This is a genomic window from Actinoplanes campanulatus (assembly GCF_014647795.1).
In the GTDB taxonomy this organism is placed as follows: domain Bacteria; phylum Actinomycetota; class Actinomycetes; order Mycobacteriales; family Micromonosporaceae; genus Actinoplanes; species Actinoplanes campanulatus.
On record NZ_BMPW01000001.1, the window covers coordinates 712,644 to 733,020 of the forward strand.

Below are 20,377 nucleotides of genomic sequence, written 5' to 3' on the forward strand. Positions count from 1 at the left end.
GTCCTATCAGTCCGTCGACTCGCCGTGGGCGGCCTTCTCCAGCAGGTTCTGCTTCGGTCCGGTGAACCACTTCCGGGCCCCGGCGAACCACCAGATCGCGGCCGCGCCGAGCACCACCGCCACCGCGACGATCGTGTAGTTGAACGTCTCGGCGGTGATCGGCGAGCCGGGCGGCAGTACGAAGAGGACACAGATGATCCCCACCCAGACGATCGCGATCCAGCCGACCGGAGCGCTCCACCTGCCGAGATTCCACGGGCCGGGCTGGAAGTCCGGGTTGAGCCGGCGCAGCAGGACCGGGCCGACATAGGCGATGTAGAGCCCGATCACCGCGATCGAGGTGGCCGCGTAGTAGGCGACCACGTTCCAGAGCGACGGCAGGACCAGGAGCGTGGAGAGGGCCACGCAGAGCCAGATGGAGTTGGTGGGCGTACCGGTGCGGGGGTTGACCTTCTTCCAGATCCACGAACCGGGCAGCGCGTCGTCGCGGGCGAAGGCGTAGGACATCCGGGAGTTCGCGGTGACCGACGCCATGCCGCAGAACCACTGCGCGATCATGCAGATGAACAGCAGGAACGCGCCGAGGTCGTGCCCCGCCGCGTCGATGAAGATCTGCGCCGGGGGCAGGCCGAGCGGGGTGCCCAGCGAGCCCTCGTAGTCCTGGATGGACCAGGTGATCGCGACCAGCAGCACGAAGCCGGCGATGACCGACACCACCACGGACATCACGATGCCGCGCGGGGCGGCCCGGGCCGCGTCGTGGGTCTCCTCCGCGACGTGCGCCGAGGCGTCGTAGCCGGTGTACGTGTACTGCGCCATCAGCAGACCGACCAGGACGGCGTAGACACCCGCCCCGGCGAACGTGAAGCCGGTGGCGTTGTGCACCTCGAAGAACACCTCGGAGAGCGGCTTGTGCTGGTCCGGGACGACGGCGAGGACGCCGACGATCACCGCGACGCCGACCAGGTGCCACCAGGCGCTCACGTCGGAGAGGATCCGGACCAGGCTGACGCCGAAGGTGTTCAGCAGGCCGTGCACGGCGATGATGACCAGGAAGATCAGGAAGGTCTTGAGCGCCGTGACCTCCATGCCCAGGGTCAGGCTGAAGAAGGCCGCCGTGGTGATCGCGGCGCCGAAGTCGATGGCCGCGGTCACGGCCACCTCGCCGAGGAAGTTGAACCACCCGATGAACCAGGCCCAGGCGGCCTTGTTGCGTTTGGCCAGCGCGGCGGCCCACCAGTAGAGGGCGCCCGCGGTCGGGTACGCCGAGCACACCTCCGCCATCGCCAGCGCCACGAAGGTGACCATGACACCGACGCCGAGCCAGCCCAGCGTGATGGCGACCGGTCCACCGGCCTTCATGGCGATGCCGTACGAGGTGATCGCGCCGGCCAGGATCGAGATGATCGAGAAGGAGACGGCGAAGTTCGAGAAGCCGGAGAGCCGGCGGTGGAGTTCCTGTTTGTATCCGAGTTGGGCGAGCCGTTCTTCGTCGGTGCTCACGTGAGTACCCCCTACCCGAAGGTGTGTGACCTGAGCCACTAATGCCGTGATGATCGCTCCGCCGTGTTACGGGCGTCAATGACAGGGGTTAATTGCGTTGCCGCGTGACCGGGCCGGTGCGAGCCTGAATGCGGGCGATTCCTCGGCCGGGTCGCCCCCGCGGGACTCACCTCCCAGCGGCGGCGCGGGGCGCGGTCACCTCTCTCTTCGGCAAGCGCCCGCCCCGCGCCGCCGCTCTCCCGGCGGAGCGTTTCCCCAGCTCAGTCAGACTTTTGCGGCTAAAAAATCTACAGCGGCGAGTCTAGAAATCCGCCTCGTGCAGGCCTACATTCGATGTGTCGGCCACGGCTGACAAGCAACTGGCACAGTCGCTGAGTTGGAGGAGGAGGACGAGATACCGCAGCAACGCGTAATCAAGACGTCCCCGGCCCGACAAGAGGTGATCGCAGCCGATGCCCATCACTCCGGTCGACCGCTAGCGGCACGCAGCCGGTCGACCACATGCGCCGGCCAGTGACCGGCACAAGAATTGAAAAGCCAGGGCCCCGGTTACCCGCCGGGGCCCTGGACTATGTGCGTTCCCTGATCTGAGGGGTCCGTGCGACCCTCACCGCATGCCATCGGTGAACCCCGACGAATGGCGACGGCCCGGACCGACCACCGGCCAGCGCCGCACCGACGTGTGGACCGGCCTGGCGGTCGCCGCCGTCGCCCTGCTCAACCTCTTCATCGTCCGGCACGCCGGGTTCGTGAAGTCCGAGGACGTCGCGCCGCTGGCCGAACAGATCTGCTGGGTGCTGGCCATCACCCTGCCGCTGACCATGCGCCGCCGCTACCCCGACGTGGTGGCCGTGGTGATCGCGGCGGCCTTCATCGGCGGCCAGGCCCGCGGCTCCCAGGAACAGCAGGTCACCATCGGTGTGCTGTTCGCCTCGATCTACACGCTCGGCGCCTGGGGCCGGGACCGGGGCCGGTCCCGGCTGCTGCGGCTGGCGATCATCGGCGCCATGTTCGCGTGGCTCGCCGCCATCTTCGTCATCTTCGAGGGCGACTCGGTGGCTCCCGCGGTCAAGGCTTCGGCGGCGTTCAACACGTTCGTGGTGAACGCGGCCTTCTTCGCCTTCTGCCACCTGATGGGCGACGCCGTCTGGCGCGGCGTCCGGCACGGCTACGAGCTCGAGGAACAGACCGCCGAACTGCGGGCCGCGCACGCCGCGGCGGCCGAGCGGGCGGTCCTCGGCGAGCGGGTCCGGATCGCCCGGGAACTGCACGACGTGGTCGCCCACCACGTGTCGGTCATGGGCATCCAGGCGTCCGCCTGCCGCCGGGCCATGGACAAGGACCCGGCCCGCGCCCGGACCGCGCTCACCGCCATCGAGGAGGGCGCCCGGACCGCGGTCGACGAACTGCGGCGAATGCTCGGTGCGCTGCGGGCCTCCGGGGCGCCCGAGGCCGGCAGCCCGGCCGGCATCGACCGGCTGCCGGAGATCGCCGAACGGGCCGAGGAGGCGGGACTGGCCGTCCGGTACGCCGTCTACGGTGATCCGGTGCCACTGCCCGAGTCGCTGTCGCAGGCGGCCTACCGGATCGTCCAGGAGGCGGTGACCAACACCCTCAAACACGCCCGGGCGAGCGCGGTCGACGTGCGGGTCCGCTATCTCAACGGGCAGATCGAGCTGGACGTGACCGACGACGGGCGGGGTGGACCGGCCGACGGCGGCGGGCTGGGCGTGATCGGCATGCGCGAGCGGGTGGCGGTGCACGACGGCACCCTGGAGCACGGTCCACAGCCGGACGGCGGGTACCGGGTCCGCGCCCGGATCCCCTACCCGGCCAAGGTGACGACATGAGCGTGAGCGTGCTTCTGGCGGACGATCATCAACTGGTGCGGACCGGGTTCCGGGTCATCCTCGAGATGGAGGACGACATCACCGTGGCCGGCGAGGCGGCGGACGGCGCCCAGGCCGTCGAACTGGCCCTGCGGCTGCGGCCGGACGTCGTACTGATGGATGTCGAGATGCCCGGGATGGACGGCCTGGAGGCGACCCGCCGGATCGCCGCCGCGGGAGGTCCGTCGGTGCTGATCCTGACCACCTTCGACCGCGACGACTACCTGTTCGCCGCGCTCCGGGCCGGGGCCAGCGGTTTCCTGCTCAAGAACGGCACGCCGGAGGCGCTCACCGAGGCGGTCCGGGTGGTCGCCGCCGGGGAGGCCCTGCTCGCGCCGGCCGTCACCCGCCGGGTCATCTCCACGTTCACCGCGCCGGTGGCCGCCGGCGTCCGGCTGGACCAGCTCACCCCGCGCGAGCACGAGGTGCTGGTCCTCCTGGCGGGCGGCGCCACCAACGCGGAGATCGCGACCACCCTGCGGCTCGGCGAGACGACGGTGAAGACGCACGTCAGCCGGGTGCTCATGAAGCTCGGCGCGCGCGATCGCACGCAGGCCGTGGTGCTGGCGTACGAGCTCGGGGTGGTCCGGCCCGGCGGGTGAGGTCCTCCGCGAGGATGACCTACCCGAGCCGGACGACGGGGACATCGACGCGGATCTAGCGTGGTTCCCATGACCACCGTCCTGAACGTCGATGCCGTGAGCCGGTCCTTCGGCGAGCGCCGGGTCCTCAAGGACGTCTCGTTCACCGTGGACTCCGGCCGGCTCACCGGCTTCGTCGGCGCGAACGGCGCCGGCAAGACCACCACGATGCGGATCGTCCTGGGCGTGCTCGCCGCCGACACCGGGGCGGTGACCTGGCGCGGCGCCCCGATCACCCGGGCCGACCGGCAGCGGTTCGGCTACATGCCGGAGGAGCGCGGCCTCTACCCGAAGATGACCGTGGCCGAGCAGATCGTCTACCTCGGACGGTTGCACGGGATCGGCGTCGCCGACGCCCGCCGGCGCACCACCGCCCTGCTGGAGCGGCTGGAGCTGGCCGAGCGGGGGAACGATCCGGTGGAGAAGCTGTCGCTGGGCAACCAGCAGCGCGCCCAGATCGCCGCCGCCCTGGTGCACGACCCGGAGCTGCTGGTACTGGACGAGCCGTTCTCCGGTCTCGACCCGATCGCCATCGAGACGGTGCTCGCCGTGCTCCGCGAGCGGGCCCGCGCCGGCGCCGCCGTGCTCTTCTCCAGCCATCAGCTCGAGCTGGTCGAGCGCCTCTGCGACGACCTGGTGATCATCGCCGACGGGACGATCCGGGCGGCCGGCCCCCGGGCCCGGCTGCGCGATCAGTACACGCTGCCCCGTTTCCGGATCGAGGTGGACTCCGATGCCGGCTGGCTTCGCGACGAGCCCGGGGTGACCCTGCTGGAGCTGGACGGCCGCCGGGCCGTCGTCGACCTCGACCCCGGCGCCGACGAGCAGGCGCTCCTGCACGCCGCCCTGGCCCGTGGCCCGGTCCGCGCCTTCGCGCCGGTCCGCCCCTCGCTCGCCGAGATCTTCCGAGAGGTGATCCAGTGACCACGTTCGAAGCCGCCAAGCTGGTCGCGGGCCGGGAGATCCGGGTCAAGCTCCGCGACAAGACCTTCCTTTTCAGTACGGTCCTGCTGCTCTTCTTCACGGCGCTCGGGGTGGTGCTGCCGATGCTGATCAACGGCGGCCCGGAGAAGGTCGCCGTGGTCGGCACCACCCACGTCGCCGTCCTGGAGCGGGCCGGCCTCGAGGTGATCACCGTCCCGGACGCGGCCGCCGCCGAACGGATGGTCCGCGACGACGAGGTGACGGCCGCCGTGGTCGACGGGCCGAGGGTGCTGGCCATGGAGGAGGCGCCGGGCGAGGTGGTGGCGGCGCTCAGCACCTCGCCCCCGGTGGAGTTCCTCAATCCGGACGCCCTCGACGAGGCGGCCCGCTTCCTGGTCCCGTTCGCCCTGGCCACGCTCTTCTTCTTCACCACGATCTCGTTCGGCGTGCAGATCGCGCAGAGCGTCACCGAGGAGAAGCAGACCCGGATCGTGGAGATCCTGGTCGCCAGCATCCCGGTCCGGGCGCTGCTGACCGGCAAGGTGGCCGCCATGACCGTGCTCGCCTTCGGCCAACTCGCCCTGATCGCCGTGGTCGGCCTGGTCGGCATGCGGGTGGCCGACGTGGGCGGCCCGGTGATCGACGCGATCCTGCCGGCGATCGGCTGGTTCCTGCCGTTCTTCGTGGTCGGCTTCCTGATGCTCGCGGCGCTCTGGGCGGGGGTCGGCGCGCTGGCCGCCCGGCAGGAGGATCTCGGCGCCACCACGGCCCCGCTCCAGCTCCTGGTGATGACGCCGTTCTTCCTGGTACTGGCCTTCCAGTCGAACCCGGTGGCGATGACCGTGCTGTCCTACGTCCCGTTCTCCGCCCCGGTGGCCATGCCGGTCCGCCTGTTCACCGGCGAGGCCGCCACCTGGGAGCCGTTCGTGTCGCTGGCCCTGCTCCTGCTGACCACCGGGCTCACCCTGCTGGCCGGGGCCCGGATCTACCAGGGGTCGCTGCTGCGCACCAACGGGCGTACGTCCTTCGCGACCGCCTGGCGCAACCCCACCCCGATCGGCTGATCCCGGCCCGGTGGAGAAATCCCACATCCGTCCCGAGGTGGTGGACATCACGTGATCGTGAACGGCAGGATCGAGGTCATGTCGATGCGATGGGGCATGACCTTACCGTTCGGCGGCATTCCGCTGGCCGACCACGCGCCCGTGTTCACGGCGCTGGCCGACGCGGGTTTCACCGACGCCTGGACGGCCGAGGTGGCCGGTGCCGACGGGTTCACCCCGCTGACCCTGGCCGCCGCCTGGGAGCCACGGCTGAGCCTGGGCACCGCCATCGCCCCGGTCTTCACCCGTGGGCCGGGCCTGCTCGCGATGACCGCCGCCGCGCTGGCCGAGGCCGCGCCGGGTCGGTTTCAGCTGGGCATCGGCGCGTCCTCGCCGGTCGTGGTCGGCGACTGGAACGCGGTGGAGTTCACGAAGCCGTTCGAGCGCAGCCGGGGCGTGCTCCGCTTCCTGCGCTCGGCGCTCGCCGGGGAGCTGACCGACGGCGAGTTCGGCACCTTCCGGGTGCGCCGGTTCCGCCTGGAGCGGCCGCCGGCCGTCCCGCCGCAGGTGATGCTCGCCGCACTGCGCCCCGGCATGCTGCGCCTGGCCGCGGCCGAGGCCGACGGCGTGATCCTGAACTGGCTGTCCGCGGGCGACGTCGCCACCGCCCTCGCCGAGACCAAGGAGGCGCGGCCCGGCTTCGAGGTGGCCACCCGGATCTTCATGGTCCCCACCGAGGACGCCGCCTACGCCCGTGCCGTGGGCCGTCGCCTGATCACGTCGTACCTGACCGTCCCGGCGTACGCCGCCTTCCACCGCTGGCTCGGCCGCGAGGAGATCCTCACCCCGATGTGGCAGGCCTGGCAGTCCGGCGACCGCAAGGGCGCGCTGGCCGCCATCCCGGACTCACTGGTCGACGACCTGATCGTGCACGGGTCGCCGGACGAGTGCCGGGCCCGCGTGCAGGCCTACGCGGACGCCGGCGTCACCGTTCCGATCATGGCGCTGACCCCCACCCCGGAGCTGGAGCGGGGCGGCCTCCCGGCCCTCCTGGAGCTGATCGCCGCCCTGGGCCGCAACTGACGGCCGTTTGCATGGAAAAGGCGCACCCGGACCGAACCGGGTGCGCCTTTTCGCGGGGTTTCACTCGCTCTCGGCGAGGATGGCGTAGAGCTTGCGCCGGGTGTCGTTGAGCACCTCGAGCGCCTTCTGGCGCTGCTCCGGGGTGCCGCTGAAACCGACCTGCTTGAGCGCGCCCATGATGCCGACCGCCGCGTCGCGGAAGTCCTGCACCTGGGACATGGTGTCGGCGCCGATCTGGGCCCACGGCGGGTTCTGTGCCGCGGTCTCGGCCTCGGGCCGGCCGTCCTCGGTGAGCCGGTAGCTCTTGCGGCCGCCCTCGGCGGTGACCTCGATGAGGCCCTCGTCCTCCAGTAGCTGCAGGGTCGGGTAGACCGAGCCGGGGCTCGGGCGCCAGATCCCCCCGGTCCGGGAGTCGAGCTCCTGGATCATCTCGTAACCGTGCATCGGGCGCTCCAGGAGCAGCGCCAGGATGGCGGGCCGGACGTTCTGCCGGGCGCCGCGACCACCACGCCGTGGCCCGGGCCTGCCGCCGAAGTCGGGCGGCGGGAAACCGGGGCCACCGGGGCCGCCGAAGGGGAAACCGGGCGGGAACCCGAAGCCACGCCTGCGCGCCTCGCCCATCCAGCCACCGTGTCCGGGTCCTCCGTGAGGGTGCCTCATGACCTTCTCCGTTCTGTCGTCGATAGTTAGACGATATATCGGCAATCTGTCGACGGCAAGGGTTTCTGAGATCGCGGGGTTGCGGTACGTGTCAGCGGGCGCGCATCTGGCAATGTGATACCTGTGTTGACGGTGCCCATTCGCCAGCTCGGTGAGCCCGAGCGCGCGGCCGTCGAGCGGATCCTCGACGCCGACCCCTACGCGGGCGCCCAAATCGCTGAGCGGGTCGCGGCACACGGCCTGAACTGGTGGCGGTCGGACGGGCGGATCTACGGCTACGAGCCGGAGCGCCACATCGAGTCGATCGTCTGGTCCGGGGCGCATCTGGTGCCGGTGGGCGCGACACCGCCCGCCACGGCCGCCTTCGCCGATCTGCTGGGCGCCGAGCCACGGGTCTGCTCGTCGATCATCGGCCGCTCGGAGGCGGTGCTCGATCTGTGGAACAGGCTCGGCGGCAACTGGGGGCCGGCCCGGGATGTCCGACCCCATCAGCCGCTGCTGGTCACCAACCGGGACGCGGTGGTGCGCGCCGACCCCTCGGTCCGGCTGGTCCGCTCCAGCGAGGTCGATCAGCTCTTCCCGGCCGCGGTCGCGATGTACACCGAGGAGGTCGGCGTCTCACCGTTGCAGGACGACGGCGGGCGTGGCTACCGGCGGCGGATCGCGGAGCTGGTGAAGGCGAAGCGGGCGTATGCGAAGTTCGACGGCGACCTGGTGATCTTCAAGGCCGAGCTGGCGATCGTCACCCGGCGGACCACGCAGATCCAGGGCGTCTGGGTGCATCCGGAGTACCGCGGCAGCGGCATCGCCACGGGCGCCATGGCGACCGTCGTGGCGGACGCCCTGCGCCGGGTCGCGCCGACGGTCAGCCTCTACGTCAACGACTACAACACGACGGCCCGCCGAGTCTACGCACGCTGTGGCTTCGTCTCGGCGGGCTCATTCGCAACTGTTCTCTTCTAGCTTCCCCTAATGCACGGTGACGGTCGGGCCGGGGAGCAGGTCGCGCAGCTCCTCAGGCAGGTCGGCGCCCATCTCGTCGGCGAGGCGCAGCGCCTCCTCGACCAGGGTCTCCACGATGATCGACTCGGGCACGGTCTTGATGACCTTGCCCTTGACGAAGATCTGGCCCTTGCCGTTGCCGGACGCCACACCGAGGTCGGCCTCACGGGCCTCACCGGGACCGTTGACGACACAGCCCATGACGGCCACCCGCAGCGGCACCGGGAACCCGTCGAGAGCCGCGGTGACCTGCTCGGCGAGGGTGTAGACGTCGACCTGGGCCCGGCCGCAGGACGGGCAGGAGACGATCTCCAGGCCGCGCTCGCGCAGACCCAGCGACTCCAGGATCTGGTTGCCGACCTTGATCTCCTCGACCGGCGGGGCGGACAGCGAGACCCGGATGGTGTCGCCGATGCCCTCGGCCAGCAGGGCGCCGAACGCCACGGCCGACTTGATCGTGCCCTGGAACGCCGGACCGGCCTCGGTCACGCCGAGGTGCAGCGGGTAGTCGCACTGCTCGGCGAGCTGCCGGTACGCCCGGATCATGACGACCGGGTCGTTGTGCTTCACCGAGATCTTGATGTCCCGGAAGCCGTGCTCCTCGAACAGTGAGCACTCCCAGAGCGCCGACTCGACCAGCGCCTCGGCGGTGGCCTTGCCGTACTTCTCCAGCAGCCGCTTGTCGAGCGAACCGGCGTTGACGCCGATCCGGATCGGGATGCCGGCGTCGGAGGCCGCCTTCGCGATCTCCTTCACCTTGTCGTCGAACTGCCGGATGTTGCCCGGGTTCACCCGGACCGCGGCGCAGCCGGCGTCGATCGCGGCGAACACGTACTTCGGCTGGAAGTGGATGTCGGCGATCACCGGGAGCTGCGACTTCTTGGCGATCGCGGGCAGCGCCTCGACGTCGTCCTGCGACGGGACGGCGACCCGGACGATCTGGCAGCCCGACGCGGTGAGCTCGGCGATCTGCTGCAACGTGGAGTTGACGTCCGAGGTGAGGGTGGTGGTCATCGACTGGACGCTGACCGGCGCGCCGCCGCCGACCAGCACTCCCCCGACGTTGATCTGACGGCTCTGCCGACGAGGGGCCAACGGCGGCGGAGGAACGGCCGGCATGCCCAGACTGATGGAAGTCATTGGAAGTTGTTCACGACCTTCCGTGAGTCGCAGAGAGAGTGAGTTTCGGATCCATGGTCTCCACCGTCGTGAACAACTTTCATAGCACTCACTTGAAGATCGTGATCGGGTTGATGATGTCGGCGGTGACGGTCAGCAGGGTGAACGCACCACCGATGAGGATGACCGCGTACGTCACGGGCATCAACTTGTAGTAGTCCACCCGGCCCGGATCAGGCCGCCGGAAACGCTTGTAGACCCACGAGCGAATTGCTTCGAACCAGGCGATGGCGATGTGCCCGCCGTCGACCGGCAGCAGCGGCAGCAGGTTGAACAGCCCGATGAACACGTTCAGCGAGATGAAGACCTGCCAGAAGACCTCGGGCACACCCTTCTCGATGGCCTCGCCGCCGATCCGGCTGGCCCCGACCACACTGATCGGGGTGTCCGGGTCGCGCTCGTCGCCGGTGATCGAATTCCAGAGCGCGGGGATCTTCTCCGGGATCCGGGCCATCGCCTTGATCGAGTTCTCCACCAGGTACCAGTTGAACTCGCCGGAGGCGGGGATCGCGCCGAGAGGACTGTATTCGATCACCCTCGGCTGGTCCGTCGTCCAGTTCACACCGGCGACCGGCACCTGGGAAACCGGGCCGTCCGGGTCATCCAGCGGGGTCCGTTCGGCGCTGACCAGGTTCACCGTGGCGGTCCCGGTCTGGCCGTTCCGCACGTACTCGAACGGGGTCGGGCCGGCGGCCTGGGCCCGGATGGCGTCGGTGAGCTGCCCGTAGCTGGCCACCGCGGTGGTGCCGACCTTGGTGATCACGTCGCCGGTCTGCAGGCCGGCGGCCTTGGCCGGAGCCGCCACGGCGCCGTTCTGGCCGGGCACGCACTCGGGGCTGGTGTCGGAGAGGGAGGGGCGGACGCAGTCGCCCACGAAGATCATCGCGGGAGCGGCACGCTGCTCCTCCGGGGTGTTCGGCAGAGCGATGTTCGGCAGGCCGATGCTCCAGGCCATCACCCAGGCGCCGGCCAGCGCGAGCATGAAGTGGGTGATCGAGCCGGCGGCCATCACGACGGTCCGCTTCCAGACCGGGAACCGCCACATGGCGCGGTGCTGGTCCTCCGGGGCGACGTCGTCGTCCTGCGGCGTCATCCCGACGATCTTGCAGAATCCGCCGAGCGGGATGAGCTTCAATCCGTACTCGGTCTCACCGCGGTGGAACGAGAAGATCGTCGGGCCGAACCCGACGAAATACTTGGTCACCTTCATGCCAAAGCGCTTGCCCGTGATCATGTGACCCAGCTCGTGCAGGCTCACCGAGATCAGAATGGTCAGCGCGAACGCCGCCGCACCCAGCCAGAACAGCATCAGGCTCCTTCAGCCACAGTCGCGATCGTCCGCTGTGCCTGGGCGCGGGCCCACGCCTCTGCGGCAAGCACGTCATCGACGTTACCCGGCTCCGCGAAATCGGGGGCCGCCGCCAGCACCCGCTCAAGGGTGTCGACGATGCCCAGGAACGGTAGCCGACCGGAGACGAAAGCGGCCACACACTCCTCGTTCGCCGCGTTGTAGACGGCCGGCAGGCAGCGCCCGGCCCGGCCGGCCTGCTTGGCCAGCCGCACCGCCGGGAACGCCTCGTCGTCCAGCGGGCGCAGCTCCCAGTTGTGTGCGCTCGTCCAGTCGACCGCGGCCGCCGCGTGGGGCACCCGCTCCGGCCAGGCCAGGGCCAGGGCGATCGGCAGCCGCATGTCCGGCGGGCTGGCCTGGGCCAGCGTCGAGCCGTCGGTGAACTCGACCAGCGAGTGCAGGACCGACTGCGGGTGCACCATCACCTCGATGTCGTCGTACGCCACCCCGAACAGCTCGTGCGCCTCGATCACCTCGAGCGCCTTGTTCACCATGGTGGCCGAGTTGATCGTCACGACCGGGCCCATGTCCCAGGTCGGGTGCTTGAGCGCCTCCTCCGGGGTGACGTTCGTCAACTCGTCGCGCCGGCGGCCCCGGAACGCCCCGCCGCTGGCCGTCAGCACCAGCCGCCGCACCTCGGCCGCCGTCCCGCCGCGCAGGCACTGGGCGAGCGCCGAGTGCTCGGAGTCGACCGGGACGATCTGGCCCTCCTTGGCGACCCGGCGGACCAGCGGCCCTCCGGCGACCAGGGACTCCTTGTTGGCGAGGGCGAGGATCCGGCCGCTCTCCAGCGCGGCCAGGGTGGGCGCCAGGCCGAGGCTGCCGACCACGCCGTTGAGCACCACGTCGCACGGCCACTTCGCCAGCTCGGTCATCGCGTTCGGGCCGGCCACGATCTTGGGCAGTTTGAAGTCGCCGGTGGCCCAGCCCCGCTTCTGCGCCTCGGCGTAGAAGGCGAGCTGAAGGTCCTGGGTGACCGAGGAACGGGCCACGCCGACCACCTCCGCGCCCAGTTCCAGAGCCTGGGCGGCGAGCAGTTCGACGTTGCCGCCACCGGCGCCGAGGGCCACCACCCGGAACCGGTCCGGGTTGCGCCGGACGATGTCGATGGCCTGGGTGCCGATGGATCCGGTGGAGCCGAGCAGTACGAGGTCACGCATACCGCTCATCTTTCCGGACGGCCCGGGTGAGCCGGCCGCCGGATCGGGGTATCGATCCGGCGTGCGATCGATGGCTCTCCTGCGCGGGAAGGATCTCGCGCTGCACTCGGCCGCGATCACCTTCTACGCCGGGATCGCGGTGGTCCCGGTCGCCCTGCTCGCGGTCTGGCTGACCGGCCTGGCGGTGGGCGCGGACCGGGTACGCCAGCTGACCGGCCGGACCATCGCGGCGCTGCCGGACGACATCGGCGCGCCGCACGCCCTCTCCGCCCTCATCGACGCCGGGCTGGGGCTGACCCCGATGCTGGCGCTGGCCAGCCTGCTCCCGGCCACCCTGTACGGCGAGGGCCTGCGCCGCGCCTTCGCCTCGATCGCCCGCCCCGGCGAGCGGCTGGTCGGCTGGCGCGGCCGGGTGCTCTGGCTGCCGCTGCTGGCCGCCGCCCCGGCCCTGCTCCTGGCCCTGCTCCTGGCACTGCCCACGACGAGCGCCCTGTGGCTGCGTGGCGGCTGGTGGTCGGTGCTCGGCGTGGTGCTCTCGTTCCTGGCCGTGTGGCTGGTGCTGACCCCGGTGGTGATCTGGGTCTTCCGCTATGTGGCGCCGGGTCGCCCGCCATGGCCGGCCACCGTGCTGATCGGCTCGTTCACCGCGGCGAACCTCTCCGGTTTCCTGCACGGTTTCGTGCTCTTCTGCTCCCTTCCGCTGGACCTGGGTCTGCCGTTCGGCGGATTCACCGTGATCGGCGGGGTGGTCGCGGTCGGCCTCTGGCTCTACCTGTTCCACGTGATCGTGCTGACCGGGTTCGCGGCCACGCGCGCTGTCAAGGATCGTTCGTCCGAGGATGCCGCGCCGATCGCGAGGTAGCGTGGCAGCACATGACGCCCATTCCTGGCCGCGCCGACGTGGTGATCATCGGAGCCGGTCACAATGCCCTGGTCTCCGCCATCCTGCTGGCCCGCGCCGGGCTCGACGTCGTCGTGCTCGAGGCGGCGGGCGTGCTCGGCGGCGCCACGCGTACCGAGCATCCCTTCGCCAAGGTTCCCGGTCTCGGCCAGTCGACCGGCTCCTACCTGCTCGGCCTCATGCCACCGGAGCTGCTGACAACGCTGGACGTGGACATTCCGGTGCTGCGCCGGGATCCGCACTACTTCCTGCCGTCGCCCGGGCCGGCCGGCTCGCCGTACCTCCTCTTCGGCAGTGACGGCGCGGCCAACCGCGCGCAACTGGCCCCCCGCGACGCCGCCGCCGACGAAACGCTGGCCTGCGAGATCGGCGCGCTGCGCGCCGATCTCGCGCCTTCCTGGCTGACCGAGCCGGGGTCCGTCGAGGAGATCGCCGACCGCTACATCCGGCCGCAGCTCCAGAGCACCTTCCTCGATCTGGTACGCGGATCGGTCGTCGACTACCTGGGCCGTTTCGGGTTCGCCAGTGAGCTGCTGATCGCCATGTACGCGGTGACCGACGGCCTGTCCGGGCTGAACGCCGGACCGGACGATCCGGGCACCGGGCACAACTTCCTGGTCCACAACATGTGCCGGCTGCCCGGCTCGGACGGGACCTGGTTGATCGCCGAGGGCGGGATGGGCACGGTCTCCCGGGTGTTCGCCGACGCCGCGCGGGCCGCCGGGGCCCGCCTCTACACGGATGCCCGGGTGACGGCGGTGACCGTGGACGGCGGGGCGGCCAGCGGGGTGGTCCTGGCCGATGGGCGGTCGGTCGCGGCGAATGTCGTTCTGGGCGGCTGTGACCCGTACCAATTGATGGGTCTTGTCCCTGAAGGTGCTCTGCCGGTCTCGCTCACCGAGCGGATGACCGCGGTCAAGCGGCCGGGCAGCACCCTCAAAGTCAATCTCGCGTTGCGCGATCTGCCGCGTTTCTCCTGCCTGCCGGAGGGTGCGCCGTCGCCGTTCGGGTCGACCATCCACCTGCTGCCGGGCGATGCCTCACCGATGACGAACCTGCGGCGGATGTGGGCCGACGTGCAGGCCGGGGTGCTGCCGGACGAGCCGACCATCGAGTGGTACCTGCACACCACCATCGACCCGTCGCTGCGCGACGAGGCCGGGCATCACTCGTCCGCGCTCTTCGTGCAGTCGGTGCCCTTCCAACCTGCCGGATCTTCGTGGGATCAAGAGCTTCCGGGGTACGTGGACCGCCTGCTCGCGATCTGCGACAGGTACGCGCCGGGGACGTCGGACCTGGTGGCCGATGTGATGCCGCTGACCCCGCCGGGGATCGAGGAGCACTTCGGGATGACCGGCGGGCACATCCACCACGTCGACAACACGGTCGCCTTCGACCGGCGGATGCCCTATTTCACCGGGCTGGACGGGCTGTACCACGGCTCGGCCGGCGCGCACCCGGCCGGCAGCGTGATCGGCGCGGCGGGCCACAACGCGGCCCGCCGCATCCTTCGCGATCTCGCCGTCTAGGCCTTCTTCTCGGCACGGATCTTGTGGCCGACGCCGGTGAGGCAACGGCCACTCGGCAGGTCGAACTTCCAGCCGTGCAACTGGCAGGTCAGCACGTTGCCCTCGACGATGCCGAACCGGGACAGATCGGCCTTCAGGTGGGGGCAGCGGCGCTGCACGGTCCAGTCGCCGAACTCGATGTCCTCGGCGTCGACCGCCTTCTCGTGCTCGTCGTACCAGCCCTCGGCGTACTGGAGGCGCTCCTCGGAGAGGCACTTGAAGAACGCGTAGACGAACTCGTTGTACTGACCGATCCGGGCCGCCGAGAAGCGGCAGGACAGGAACAGCGAGTTCACCCAGTCGCCCTCGTCGATGAAGATGAGGTGCTCGATCAGCTCGCGCTGGGTGCGGAAGCGGTAGCGGACCTTCTCGTCGGCGTACGCCCGGACCTGCTTGCCCGGGAAGTCGACCACGATCGACTCGACCTCGTCGCCGTCGTAGGAGACCAGGTCGAAGCGGACCGGGCCGCCCACGCCCTTGGCCATGTAGATCGACTCCTCGAGCAGCGGCTCGATCCGCTTCTTCAGCTCGCCGAGGACGTCGATCTCCGGGTGCCGCCAGGACGCCTTCTCGGCCTCGATGACGGGGCGCTTACGCTCCCGCATCTCCTCCAGGTGCGCCTTCTTGTTGGCGAAGAACTCGTTGACCGGCATCGGGTGCGTGGTGCTCTGCCTCGTGCCCCCGTCGGTCAGCTCGGTCACGCTGCCGGGCAGCTGGACGACCGCGTTGGTGCCGCCGACCTTCGCGTACTCGGACAGGAACACCGACTGGTCGGGGAAGATGTTGCCCTCGTCGCCGTGGATGTCGTTGAACTGCCACAGCTCGTCGTCGAGGAAGCACGGCGGACCGGCGATCGGGAAGACGAAGTCCGCCTTCAGGTCGTCGATGTAACGCCAGGTGCGGTCGAACTGCCGCTCCCGCTTCTGCTTGCCGAACGCGGTCTTCGCGTTCTCCGGCAGCTCGTAGACCATCGGGTACCAGATGGCGCCGGAGAACTGCAGCATGTGCGCGTGCACGTGGCCCAGCTCGTTGAACCGCGTCAGGTCGGCGGGCCGGGCGTCGTTCTGGTTCAGCACGCGGACGCCGTCGTACTCCACCCAGAGCGACGAGTCACCGATCGGGCCGTCGGTCGGGCTGATCAGCGCCTGGATCATCACCTTCAGGCCGCCGTCCAGCTCGTGCACCTCGTCGGACTTCGTCCGCAGGAAGCTGGTGAAGCCCAGCGCCCGCAGCTCGTCCTCGAGTTGGCTGGTCGGGTACTCCGGCAGGAGCACGGTGGCCTTCTTGCTGATGAACCTCTTCAGGTGCTCCGCGTCGAAGTGGTCCCGGTGCAGGTGGGAGACGTACAGGTAGTCGACGTCGCCCAGGGTCTCCCAGTCCAGCTGGGAGTTGTCCGGGAACGGGAACCAGGAGGCGAAGTACGCCGGGTTCACCCACGGATCGCACAGAATGCTGCCGGCAGCGGTGTCGATCCGCATGCTCGCATGGCCGGTGCCCGTGATCCGCACTGAATCGCTCCTCTGCTTGCGGCTTTTTACCGCCTCGAAAGTACAGCCGGGTTGGTGGGTTCCGCCCGCCGACCCCGTGACAGACTGTTTCCGATTCAACATCGACTAGGAGGTCGCCACCGTGGCTGCGGAAGAACACCACGAGGAGGTCTACGCGCCCGACCAGCTGAAGCCCGGCAACCGCAAGCGGGCTCAGAAGGGCGCGATCATCTCGGCCGCCATCATGTTGCTCTTCTTCTGGGGCAACCAGCAGGGCAACACCGAGAAGGTCTGGCTCGCCGTGATCGCCGTGGGCCTGATCGCCATCATCATCGGCGACGCCATCCTGCGCCGCAGCGGCCTCCGGCCGAACGACCAGTAGCCCTCGGCTGACGAAGAAAGAGGGGGCCGTCGGCCCCCTCTTTCTCGGTTTCGCTGACTCAGCGGCGCCGCAGCAGGATGTCCTTCACCTCGCGCAGCGCGGCGTCGACCTCAGCCTCGAAGTAGCCGTTCGGCACCAGACCGAACTGCAGCATGTCGAGGTCGTTCTCGTTCACCGGCATCGGGCCGCGACCGGTCATCGCCTGGAGGATGCCCTCGAACAGCCGGTCCACCTGCATCGGGTCGTAGCCGCTGCCGAACCGGCGGGGCTGGAACGTGCGGCGCAACTGGTCCACCCGGTACAGCTCGCCACCCGGCTCACCCAGCGGCGGGCCGAGCTGCGGCTGCTGCGGGCCGTAACCCCCGCCGTACGGCGGGCCGCTCATCGGCGCGCCCGGCATCGGCGAACCGGGCATGGCCATCGGCGAACCCGGCATCGGGGCGCCCGGCATCTGGCCGTAACCGCCGCGCGGGTCCCGGTCGGGCATCCGGATCTCGGCGGTCATGTCGGCCTTGCCGTGCCGGCCGGGCTCGAAACCGTCGTAGCCGCCCTGGTCGTAACCACCCTGGTCGTAGCCGGGCGGCGGGCCGGGCCGCTGCGGAGGCTGCTGCTGCGGGGGCTGCTGGCCGTAACCGGTGGGCTCGTCGTACCGCCCGTACGGGTCGGGGCCGGGCGGAAGCTGCTGCTGCTGCCGCTGCGGCATCTGCGGGGGCAGCATCCGGTCGTCACGCACCGGTGCGGGCAGCCGCTCGGTCGGCGGGGACGCCATCCGGGCCGCCGGGTTCATGGCCGGGCCGGCCGGCTGCTGCGGGCCGCCGAAGCCACCCTGACCGGGCATGCCCTGCGGCTGCATGCCGCCTCCCGGCGGGTAACCCTGGCCGGGGGGCGGGAAGCCCTGCCCCTGCGGCATGCCACCGGGGCCGCCGGGGCCACGGTCGAAGCCGCCACGGTCGAAGCCCTGGCCGGGGCCGCCGGGGCCGGGGCCCATCGACGGGGGACCGGAGGCGGAGGCGGCGGTCAGGCCGCTGCGCATGGAGTCGCGCATGGGATCCGGAGCGGGACGCCCGCCCCGCTCCTCGAACTCGGCGAGCTGCCGCTCCACCCGGTCGAGGTGCAGGTCGACCTGCCACTCGTCATAGCCGCCGAAGCGCACACGGAAGACGACGTCGTGCACCTCCTGCGCCGCCACCGGCGGGCCGACCTGCTCCCCGGCCAGGGTCGCCTCGACCCGGTCCAGGAACGCGTCGACCTCGTCGACCTTGTAGCCACGCCGCAGCGCACGCCTTCGGAAACGCTGCCCCTGACTCGTCACAACGTCTCCCACTCCGCTCGCTGGGACCTACGCCCAGTCACTGTGCCACCTCCGCGTCGGCTGCGGCGCCCCCTGCGCTCGCGTGCGTCAGCTCGCCCGCGGCCAATTGGCCGCATGCGCCGTCGATCTCCCGCCCCCGGGTGTCGCGAACGGTCGCCGCGACGCCGGCCTCACGAAGCCGGCGGACGAACTCGCGCTCGACCGGTTTGGGACTGGCATCCCACTTGCTGCCCGGTGTCGGGTTGAGCGGGATGAGATTCACATGGGCCAGCTTGCCGTTCAGAAGGCGGCCCAGCAGGTCGGCACGCCAGGGATGATCGTTTACGTCCCTGATCAGGGCGTATTCGATGGAAACCCGACGGCCGGTCTGCGCCGCGTAGTCGAACGCGGCATCGAGCACCTCGGCCACCTTCCAACGCTGGTTGACGGGCACAAGCTCATCGCGCAGATCATCATCGGGGGCATGCAGTGACAGCGCAAGAGTCACCGAGAGCTGTTCGGCGATCAACCGGCGCATTGCGGGCACCAAACCCACCGTGGACACGGTGATGTGCCGTTGTGACAGCCCGAGACCCTCCGGAGCGGGCGTGGTGAGGCGCCGCACCGCCTCGATGACCCGCGGATAGTTGGCCAGCGGCTCGCCCATCCCCATGAAGACCACGCGAGACAGCCGCGGCGGGGAACCGGTGACCGCACCGGACGCCGCCACACCGGCCAGGTAGACCACCTGGTCCACGATCTCCGCCACCGACAGGTTGCGGGTCAGGCCCTGCTGGCCGGTCGCGCAGAACGGGCACGCCATACCGCAGCCGGCCTGGCTCGACACACAGGCGGTCACCCGGTCGGGGTAACCCATCAGGACACTTTCCACGAGCGCGCCGTCATGCAGCTTCCACAGCGTCTTGCGCGTCGCGCCGTCGTCGCACGCCTGCTCCCGGATCGGGGTGAGCAGGGTGGGCAGCAGGTCCGCGGTGAGCCGCTCGCGGGTCGCGGCCGGCAGGTCGGTCATCTCGGAGACGTCCCGCACCAGGCGGCCGAAGTAGTGGGTGGAGAGCTGCTTGGCCCGGAACGCGGGCTCGCCCAGGCTCGCCACCGCGCTCTTGCGGCCGGCGAGATCCAGGTCGGCGAGGTGGCGCGGGGGCATGCTCGGACGGCGGCGGGTAGTAACCGCGTCTGGCTGGTCGGGGCTGATCGGGATGACCGGAAGAATCGTCATGGCGTATCCAGTCTCCCACGTTCGCCGAGTCTCTCGCCCATAGCTAGCTCGGGGCGATGATCGCGAAGAGCAGGTACGCGGTCGGAACGGCGAACAGGATCGAGTCCAGCCGGTCCATCAGGCCGCCGTGCCCGGGCAGCAGGTTGCTCATGTCCTTCACGCCGAGATCCCGCTTCAGCATGGACTCGGCCAGGTCGCCGAGCACCGCCACCACCGAGATGACCGCGCCGAACAGCAGGCCCCCGTAGACCGGCACGTCGAGCAGGAAGAAGAGCAGCGCGCCGCTGCCGATGGCGGCCGCCGTGACCGAACCGGCGAAGCCCTCCCACGACTTCTTCGGGCTGATCTTCGGAGCCATCGGGTGCTTGCCGAGGAACACCCCGGCGGCGTACCCACCTGTGTCCGAGAGCACCACGGCGACCAGGGTGCAGATCACCCGCAGCGGGCCGTCGTCCATCTGCACCAGCACGGCCGCGAAGCTCAGCAGGAACGGGCCGTAGACGGCGATCAGGAGGCTGGGGGTGAAGTCCCGGCGGACCGCGGCCACCCCGTCGGCGAGCCGCCACAGGACCGCGGCGCCGACCGTGGCGACCAGGCCCAAGGTCAGCGCGTCGACGCCCTCGAACCAGGCCAGGCCGATCATCACGGTGCTGCCGGCGATCAGCGGGATCAACGGCGGACGGGCGCCGGTGGTGGCCAGCGCGCGGGCCATCTCCCAGGCACCGACCCCGGAGGCCACCACGAGGACGGCCAGCAGGGCGATCGGCTCGATCAGCAGGGACGCCAGGACGATCAGGCCCAGGCTGAGACCGACCGCGATGGCGGCGGGCAGGTTACGGCCGGCGCGGCTGCCACCCTGCGGTTTGCGGCCTTTCCCGGCACGGCGGCGGCCCTTGCCGCCGCTCCTGGCGGTCTCCGCCGGCTGCGGGTTACCGGGCTCGATCATCGATTCCGTTCCGGGGTACGCGGGCGGCGCTGCCGCTGGTTGCAAAGACAATGCCGACCCCTACCTCATGCTCACAGAAACCGTGCAGAGCGTACTGCAAAGGTGACGGTTGAACAGGGTTCGAGATGGCCGG

The 20,377-nt window shown here is 70.3% G+C and carries 17 protein-coding genes and 1 pseudogene; 9 read left to right on the forward strand and 9 right to left on the reverse strand.

Translation table 11 applies throughout. The annotated features are described in order from the left end of the window. Positions 1-6: 6 nt before the first annotated feature. Positions 7-1,503 (reverse strand): amino acid permease, encoded by a 1,497-nt coding sequence (locus tag IEZ13_RS03140; RefSeq protein WP_183216435.1) that lies wholly within the window; start codon positions 1,501-1,503, stop codon positions 7-9. Positions 1,504-2,117: 614 nt separating this feature from the next. Between IEZ13_RS03140 and IEZ13_RS03145 the strand changes: the two genes are divergently transcribed. The 5 genes from IEZ13_RS03145 to IEZ13_RS03165 all read left to right on the forward strand — a co-directional run bounded on the left by IEZ13_RS03145 (position 2,118) and on the right by IEZ13_RS03165 (position 7,083). Next, positions 2,118-3,353, forward strand: coding sequence for a sensor histidine kinase (locus IEZ13_RS03145; protein WP_183216437.1), 1,236 nt, complete (start codon positions 2,118-2,120; stop codon positions 3,351-3,353). Beyond that, positions 3,350-3,994: a response regulator gene (locus IEZ13_RS03150; protein WP_183216439.1), complete on the forward strand. Its 645-nt coding sequence runs from the start codon at positions 3,350-3,352 to the stop codon at positions 3,992-3,994. Before IEZ13_RS03145 ends, IEZ13_RS03150 begins: the two co-directional genes overlap by 4 nt. Before the next feature lie 69 nt (positions 3,995-4,063). Continuing rightward, complete coding sequence (locus IEZ13_RS03155) at positions 4,064-4,957, forward strand: ABC transporter ATP-binding protein (RefSeq protein ID WP_183216441.1); 894 nt, start codon at positions 4,064-4,066, stop codon at positions 4,955-4,957. Continuing rightward, positions 4,954-6,021: an ABC transporter permease gene (locus IEZ13_RS03160; RefSeq protein WP_183216443.1), complete on the forward strand. Its 1,068-nt coding sequence runs from the start codon at positions 4,954-4,956 to the stop codon at positions 6,019-6,021. The genes IEZ13_RS03155 and IEZ13_RS03160 overlap by 4 nt, the downstream gene beginning before the upstream one ends. Before the next feature lie 96 nt (positions 6,022-6,117). Beyond that, positions 6,118-7,083, forward strand: coding sequence for an LLM class F420-dependent oxidoreductase (locus IEZ13_RS03165; protein ID WP_183216444.1), 966 nt, complete (start codon positions 6,118-6,120; stop codon positions 7,081-7,083). 60 nt (positions 7,084-7,143) lie between these two features. Here the strand turns inward: IEZ13_RS03165 and IEZ13_RS03170 are convergent, their stop codons facing one another. Further along, the gene (locus tag IEZ13_RS03170; protein ID WP_183216446.1) at positions 7,144-7,704 is read right to left on the reverse strand and encodes a PadR family transcriptional regulator; all 561 of its coding nucleotides are present in this window, start codon (positions 7,702-7,704) and stop codon (positions 7,144-7,146) included. Positions 7,705-7,866: 162 nt separating this feature from the next. Between IEZ13_RS03170 and IEZ13_RS03175 the strand changes: the two genes are divergently transcribed. After that, on the forward strand, positions 7,867-8,706 hold the full coding sequence (locus tag IEZ13_RS03175; RefSeq protein ID WP_183216448.1) for a GNAT family N-acetyltransferase: 840 nt from the start codon (positions 7,867-7,869) through the stop codon (positions 8,704-8,706). Between the two features lie 6 nt (positions 8,707-8,712). Here IEZ13_RS03175 and ispG read toward each other — a convergent pair whose 3' ends face one another. The 3 genes from ispG to dxr form a co-directional block, all read right to left on the reverse strand. Next, positions 8,713-9,885, reverse strand: coding sequence for a flavodoxin-dependent (E)-4-hydroxy-3-methylbut-2-enyl-diphosphate synthase (gene ispG, locus IEZ13_RS03180; protein WP_183216450.1), 1,173 nt, complete (start codon positions 9,883-9,885; stop codon positions 8,713-8,715). Positions 9,886-9,973: 88 nt separating this feature from the next. After that, positions 9,974-11,233, reverse strand: coding sequence for a M50 family metallopeptidase (locus IEZ13_RS03185; protein ID WP_183216452.1), 1,260 nt, complete (start codon positions 11,231-11,233; stop codon positions 9,974-9,976). Next, positions 11,233-12,441 carry a 1-deoxy-D-xylulose-5-phosphate reductoisomerase gene (dxr, locus tag IEZ13_RS03190; RefSeq protein WP_183216453.1) on the reverse strand — a complete coding sequence of 403 codons (1,209 nt, stop codon included), beginning with the start codon at positions 12,439-12,441 and terminating at the stop codon, positions 11,233-11,235. The genes IEZ13_RS03185 and dxr overlap by 1 nt, the downstream gene beginning before the upstream one ends. A gap of 61 nt (positions 12,442-12,502) precedes the next feature. On the opposite strand from dxr, the gene IEZ13_RS03195 reads away from it, so the two are divergent. Next, on the forward strand, positions 12,503-13,294 hold the full coding sequence (locus IEZ13_RS03195; protein ID WP_183216455.1) for a YhjD/YihY/BrkB family envelope integrity protein: 792 nt from the start codon (positions 12,503-12,505) through the stop codon (positions 13,292-13,294). Positions 13,295-13,305: 11 nt separating this feature from the next. Continuing rightward, on the forward strand, positions 13,306-14,862 hold the full coding sequence (locus tag IEZ13_RS03200; RefSeq protein ID WP_183216457.1) for a phytoene desaturase family protein: 1,557 nt from the start codon (positions 13,306-13,308) through the stop codon (positions 14,860-14,862). Here the strand turns inward: IEZ13_RS03200 and IEZ13_RS03205 are convergent. Beyond that, positions 14,859-16,409: a Rieske 2Fe-2S domain-containing protein gene (locus IEZ13_RS03205; protein WP_183216459.1), complete on the reverse strand. Its 1,551-nt coding sequence runs from the start codon at positions 16,407-16,409 to the stop codon at positions 14,859-14,861. The genes IEZ13_RS03200 and IEZ13_RS03205 overlap by 4 nt on opposite strands. A 121-nt stretch (positions 16,410-16,530) precedes the next feature. Here IEZ13_RS03205 and IEZ13_RS03210 point away from each other — a divergent pair, with 121 nt between their 5' ends. Beyond that, a complete protein-coding gene (locus IEZ13_RS03210) occupies positions 16,531-16,770 on the forward strand; it encodes a DUF2631 domain-containing protein (RefSeq protein WP_183216461.1) in 240 nt (79 codons plus the stop codon). Positions 16,771-16,828: 58 nt separating this feature from the next. Here the strand turns inward: IEZ13_RS03210 and IEZ13_RS03215 are convergent, their stop codons facing one another. The 3 genes and pseudogenes from IEZ13_RS03215 to IEZ13_RS03225 form a co-directional block, all read right to left on the reverse strand. After that, positions 16,829-18,082, reverse strand: a complete 1,254-nt coding sequence (locus IEZ13_RS03215) for a DivIVA domain-containing protein (RefSeq protein ID WP_183216465.1) — start codon at positions 18,080-18,082, stop codon at positions 16,829-16,831. A gap of 37 nt (positions 18,083-18,119) precedes the next feature. Beyond that, complete coding sequence (gene rlmN / locus IEZ13_RS03220) at positions 18,120-19,298, reverse strand: dual-specificity RNA methyltransferase RlmN (protein WP_183216467.1); 1,179 nt, start codon at positions 19,296-19,298, stop codon at positions 18,120-18,122. A 43-nt stretch (positions 19,299-19,341) separates the two neighbouring features. Beyond that, positions 19,342-20,274: pseudogene (locus tag IEZ13_RS03225) on the reverse strand (phosphatidate cytidylyltransferase); the annotation flags it as partial. Positions 20,275-20,377: the final 103 nt, after the last annotated feature.

Coding starts and splice junctions, on each gene's coding strand:
- rlmN (WP_183216467.1), bottom strand. CDS start 19,298: ATGACGATTCTTCCGGTCATCCCGATCAGCCCCGACCAGCCAGACGCG.
- dxr (WP_183216453.1), bottom strand. CDS start 12,441: ATGAGCGGTATGCGTGACCTCGTACTGCTCGGCTCCACCGGATCCATC.
- IEZ13_RS03170 (WP_183216446.1), bottom strand. CDS start 7,704: ATGGGCGAGGCGCGCAGGCGTGGCTTCGGGTTCCCGCCCGGTTTCCCC.
- IEZ13_RS03165 (WP_183216444.1), top strand. CDS start 6,118: ATGACCTTACCGTTCGGCGGCATTCCGCTGGCCGACCACGCGCCCGTG.
- IEZ13_RS03155 (WP_183216441.1), top strand. CDS start 4,064: ATGACCACCGTCCTGAACGTCGATGCCGTGAGCCGGTCCTTCGGCGAG.
- IEZ13_RS03150 (WP_183216439.1), top strand. CDS start 3,350: ATGAGCGTGAGCGTGCTTCTGGCGGACGATCATCAACTGGTGCGGACC.
- ispG (WP_183216450.1), bottom strand. CDS start 9,885: ATGACTTCCATCAGTCTGGGCATGCCGGCCGTTCCTCCGCCGCCGTTG.
- IEZ13_RS03200 (WP_183216457.1), top strand. CDS start 13,306: ATGACGCCCATTCCTGGCCGCGCCGACGTGGTGATCATCGGAGCCGGT.
- IEZ13_RS03185 (WP_183216452.1), bottom strand. CDS start 11,233: ATGCTGTTCTGGCTGGGTGCGGCGGCGTTCGCGCTGACCATTCTGATC.
- IEZ13_RS03195 (WP_183216455.1), top strand. CDS start 12,503: ATGGCTCTCCTGCGCGGGAAGGATCTCGCGCTGCACTCGGCCGCGATC.
- IEZ13_RS03145 (WP_183216437.1), top strand. CDS start 2,118: ATGCCATCGGTGAACCCCGACGAATGGCGACGGCCCGGACCGACCACC.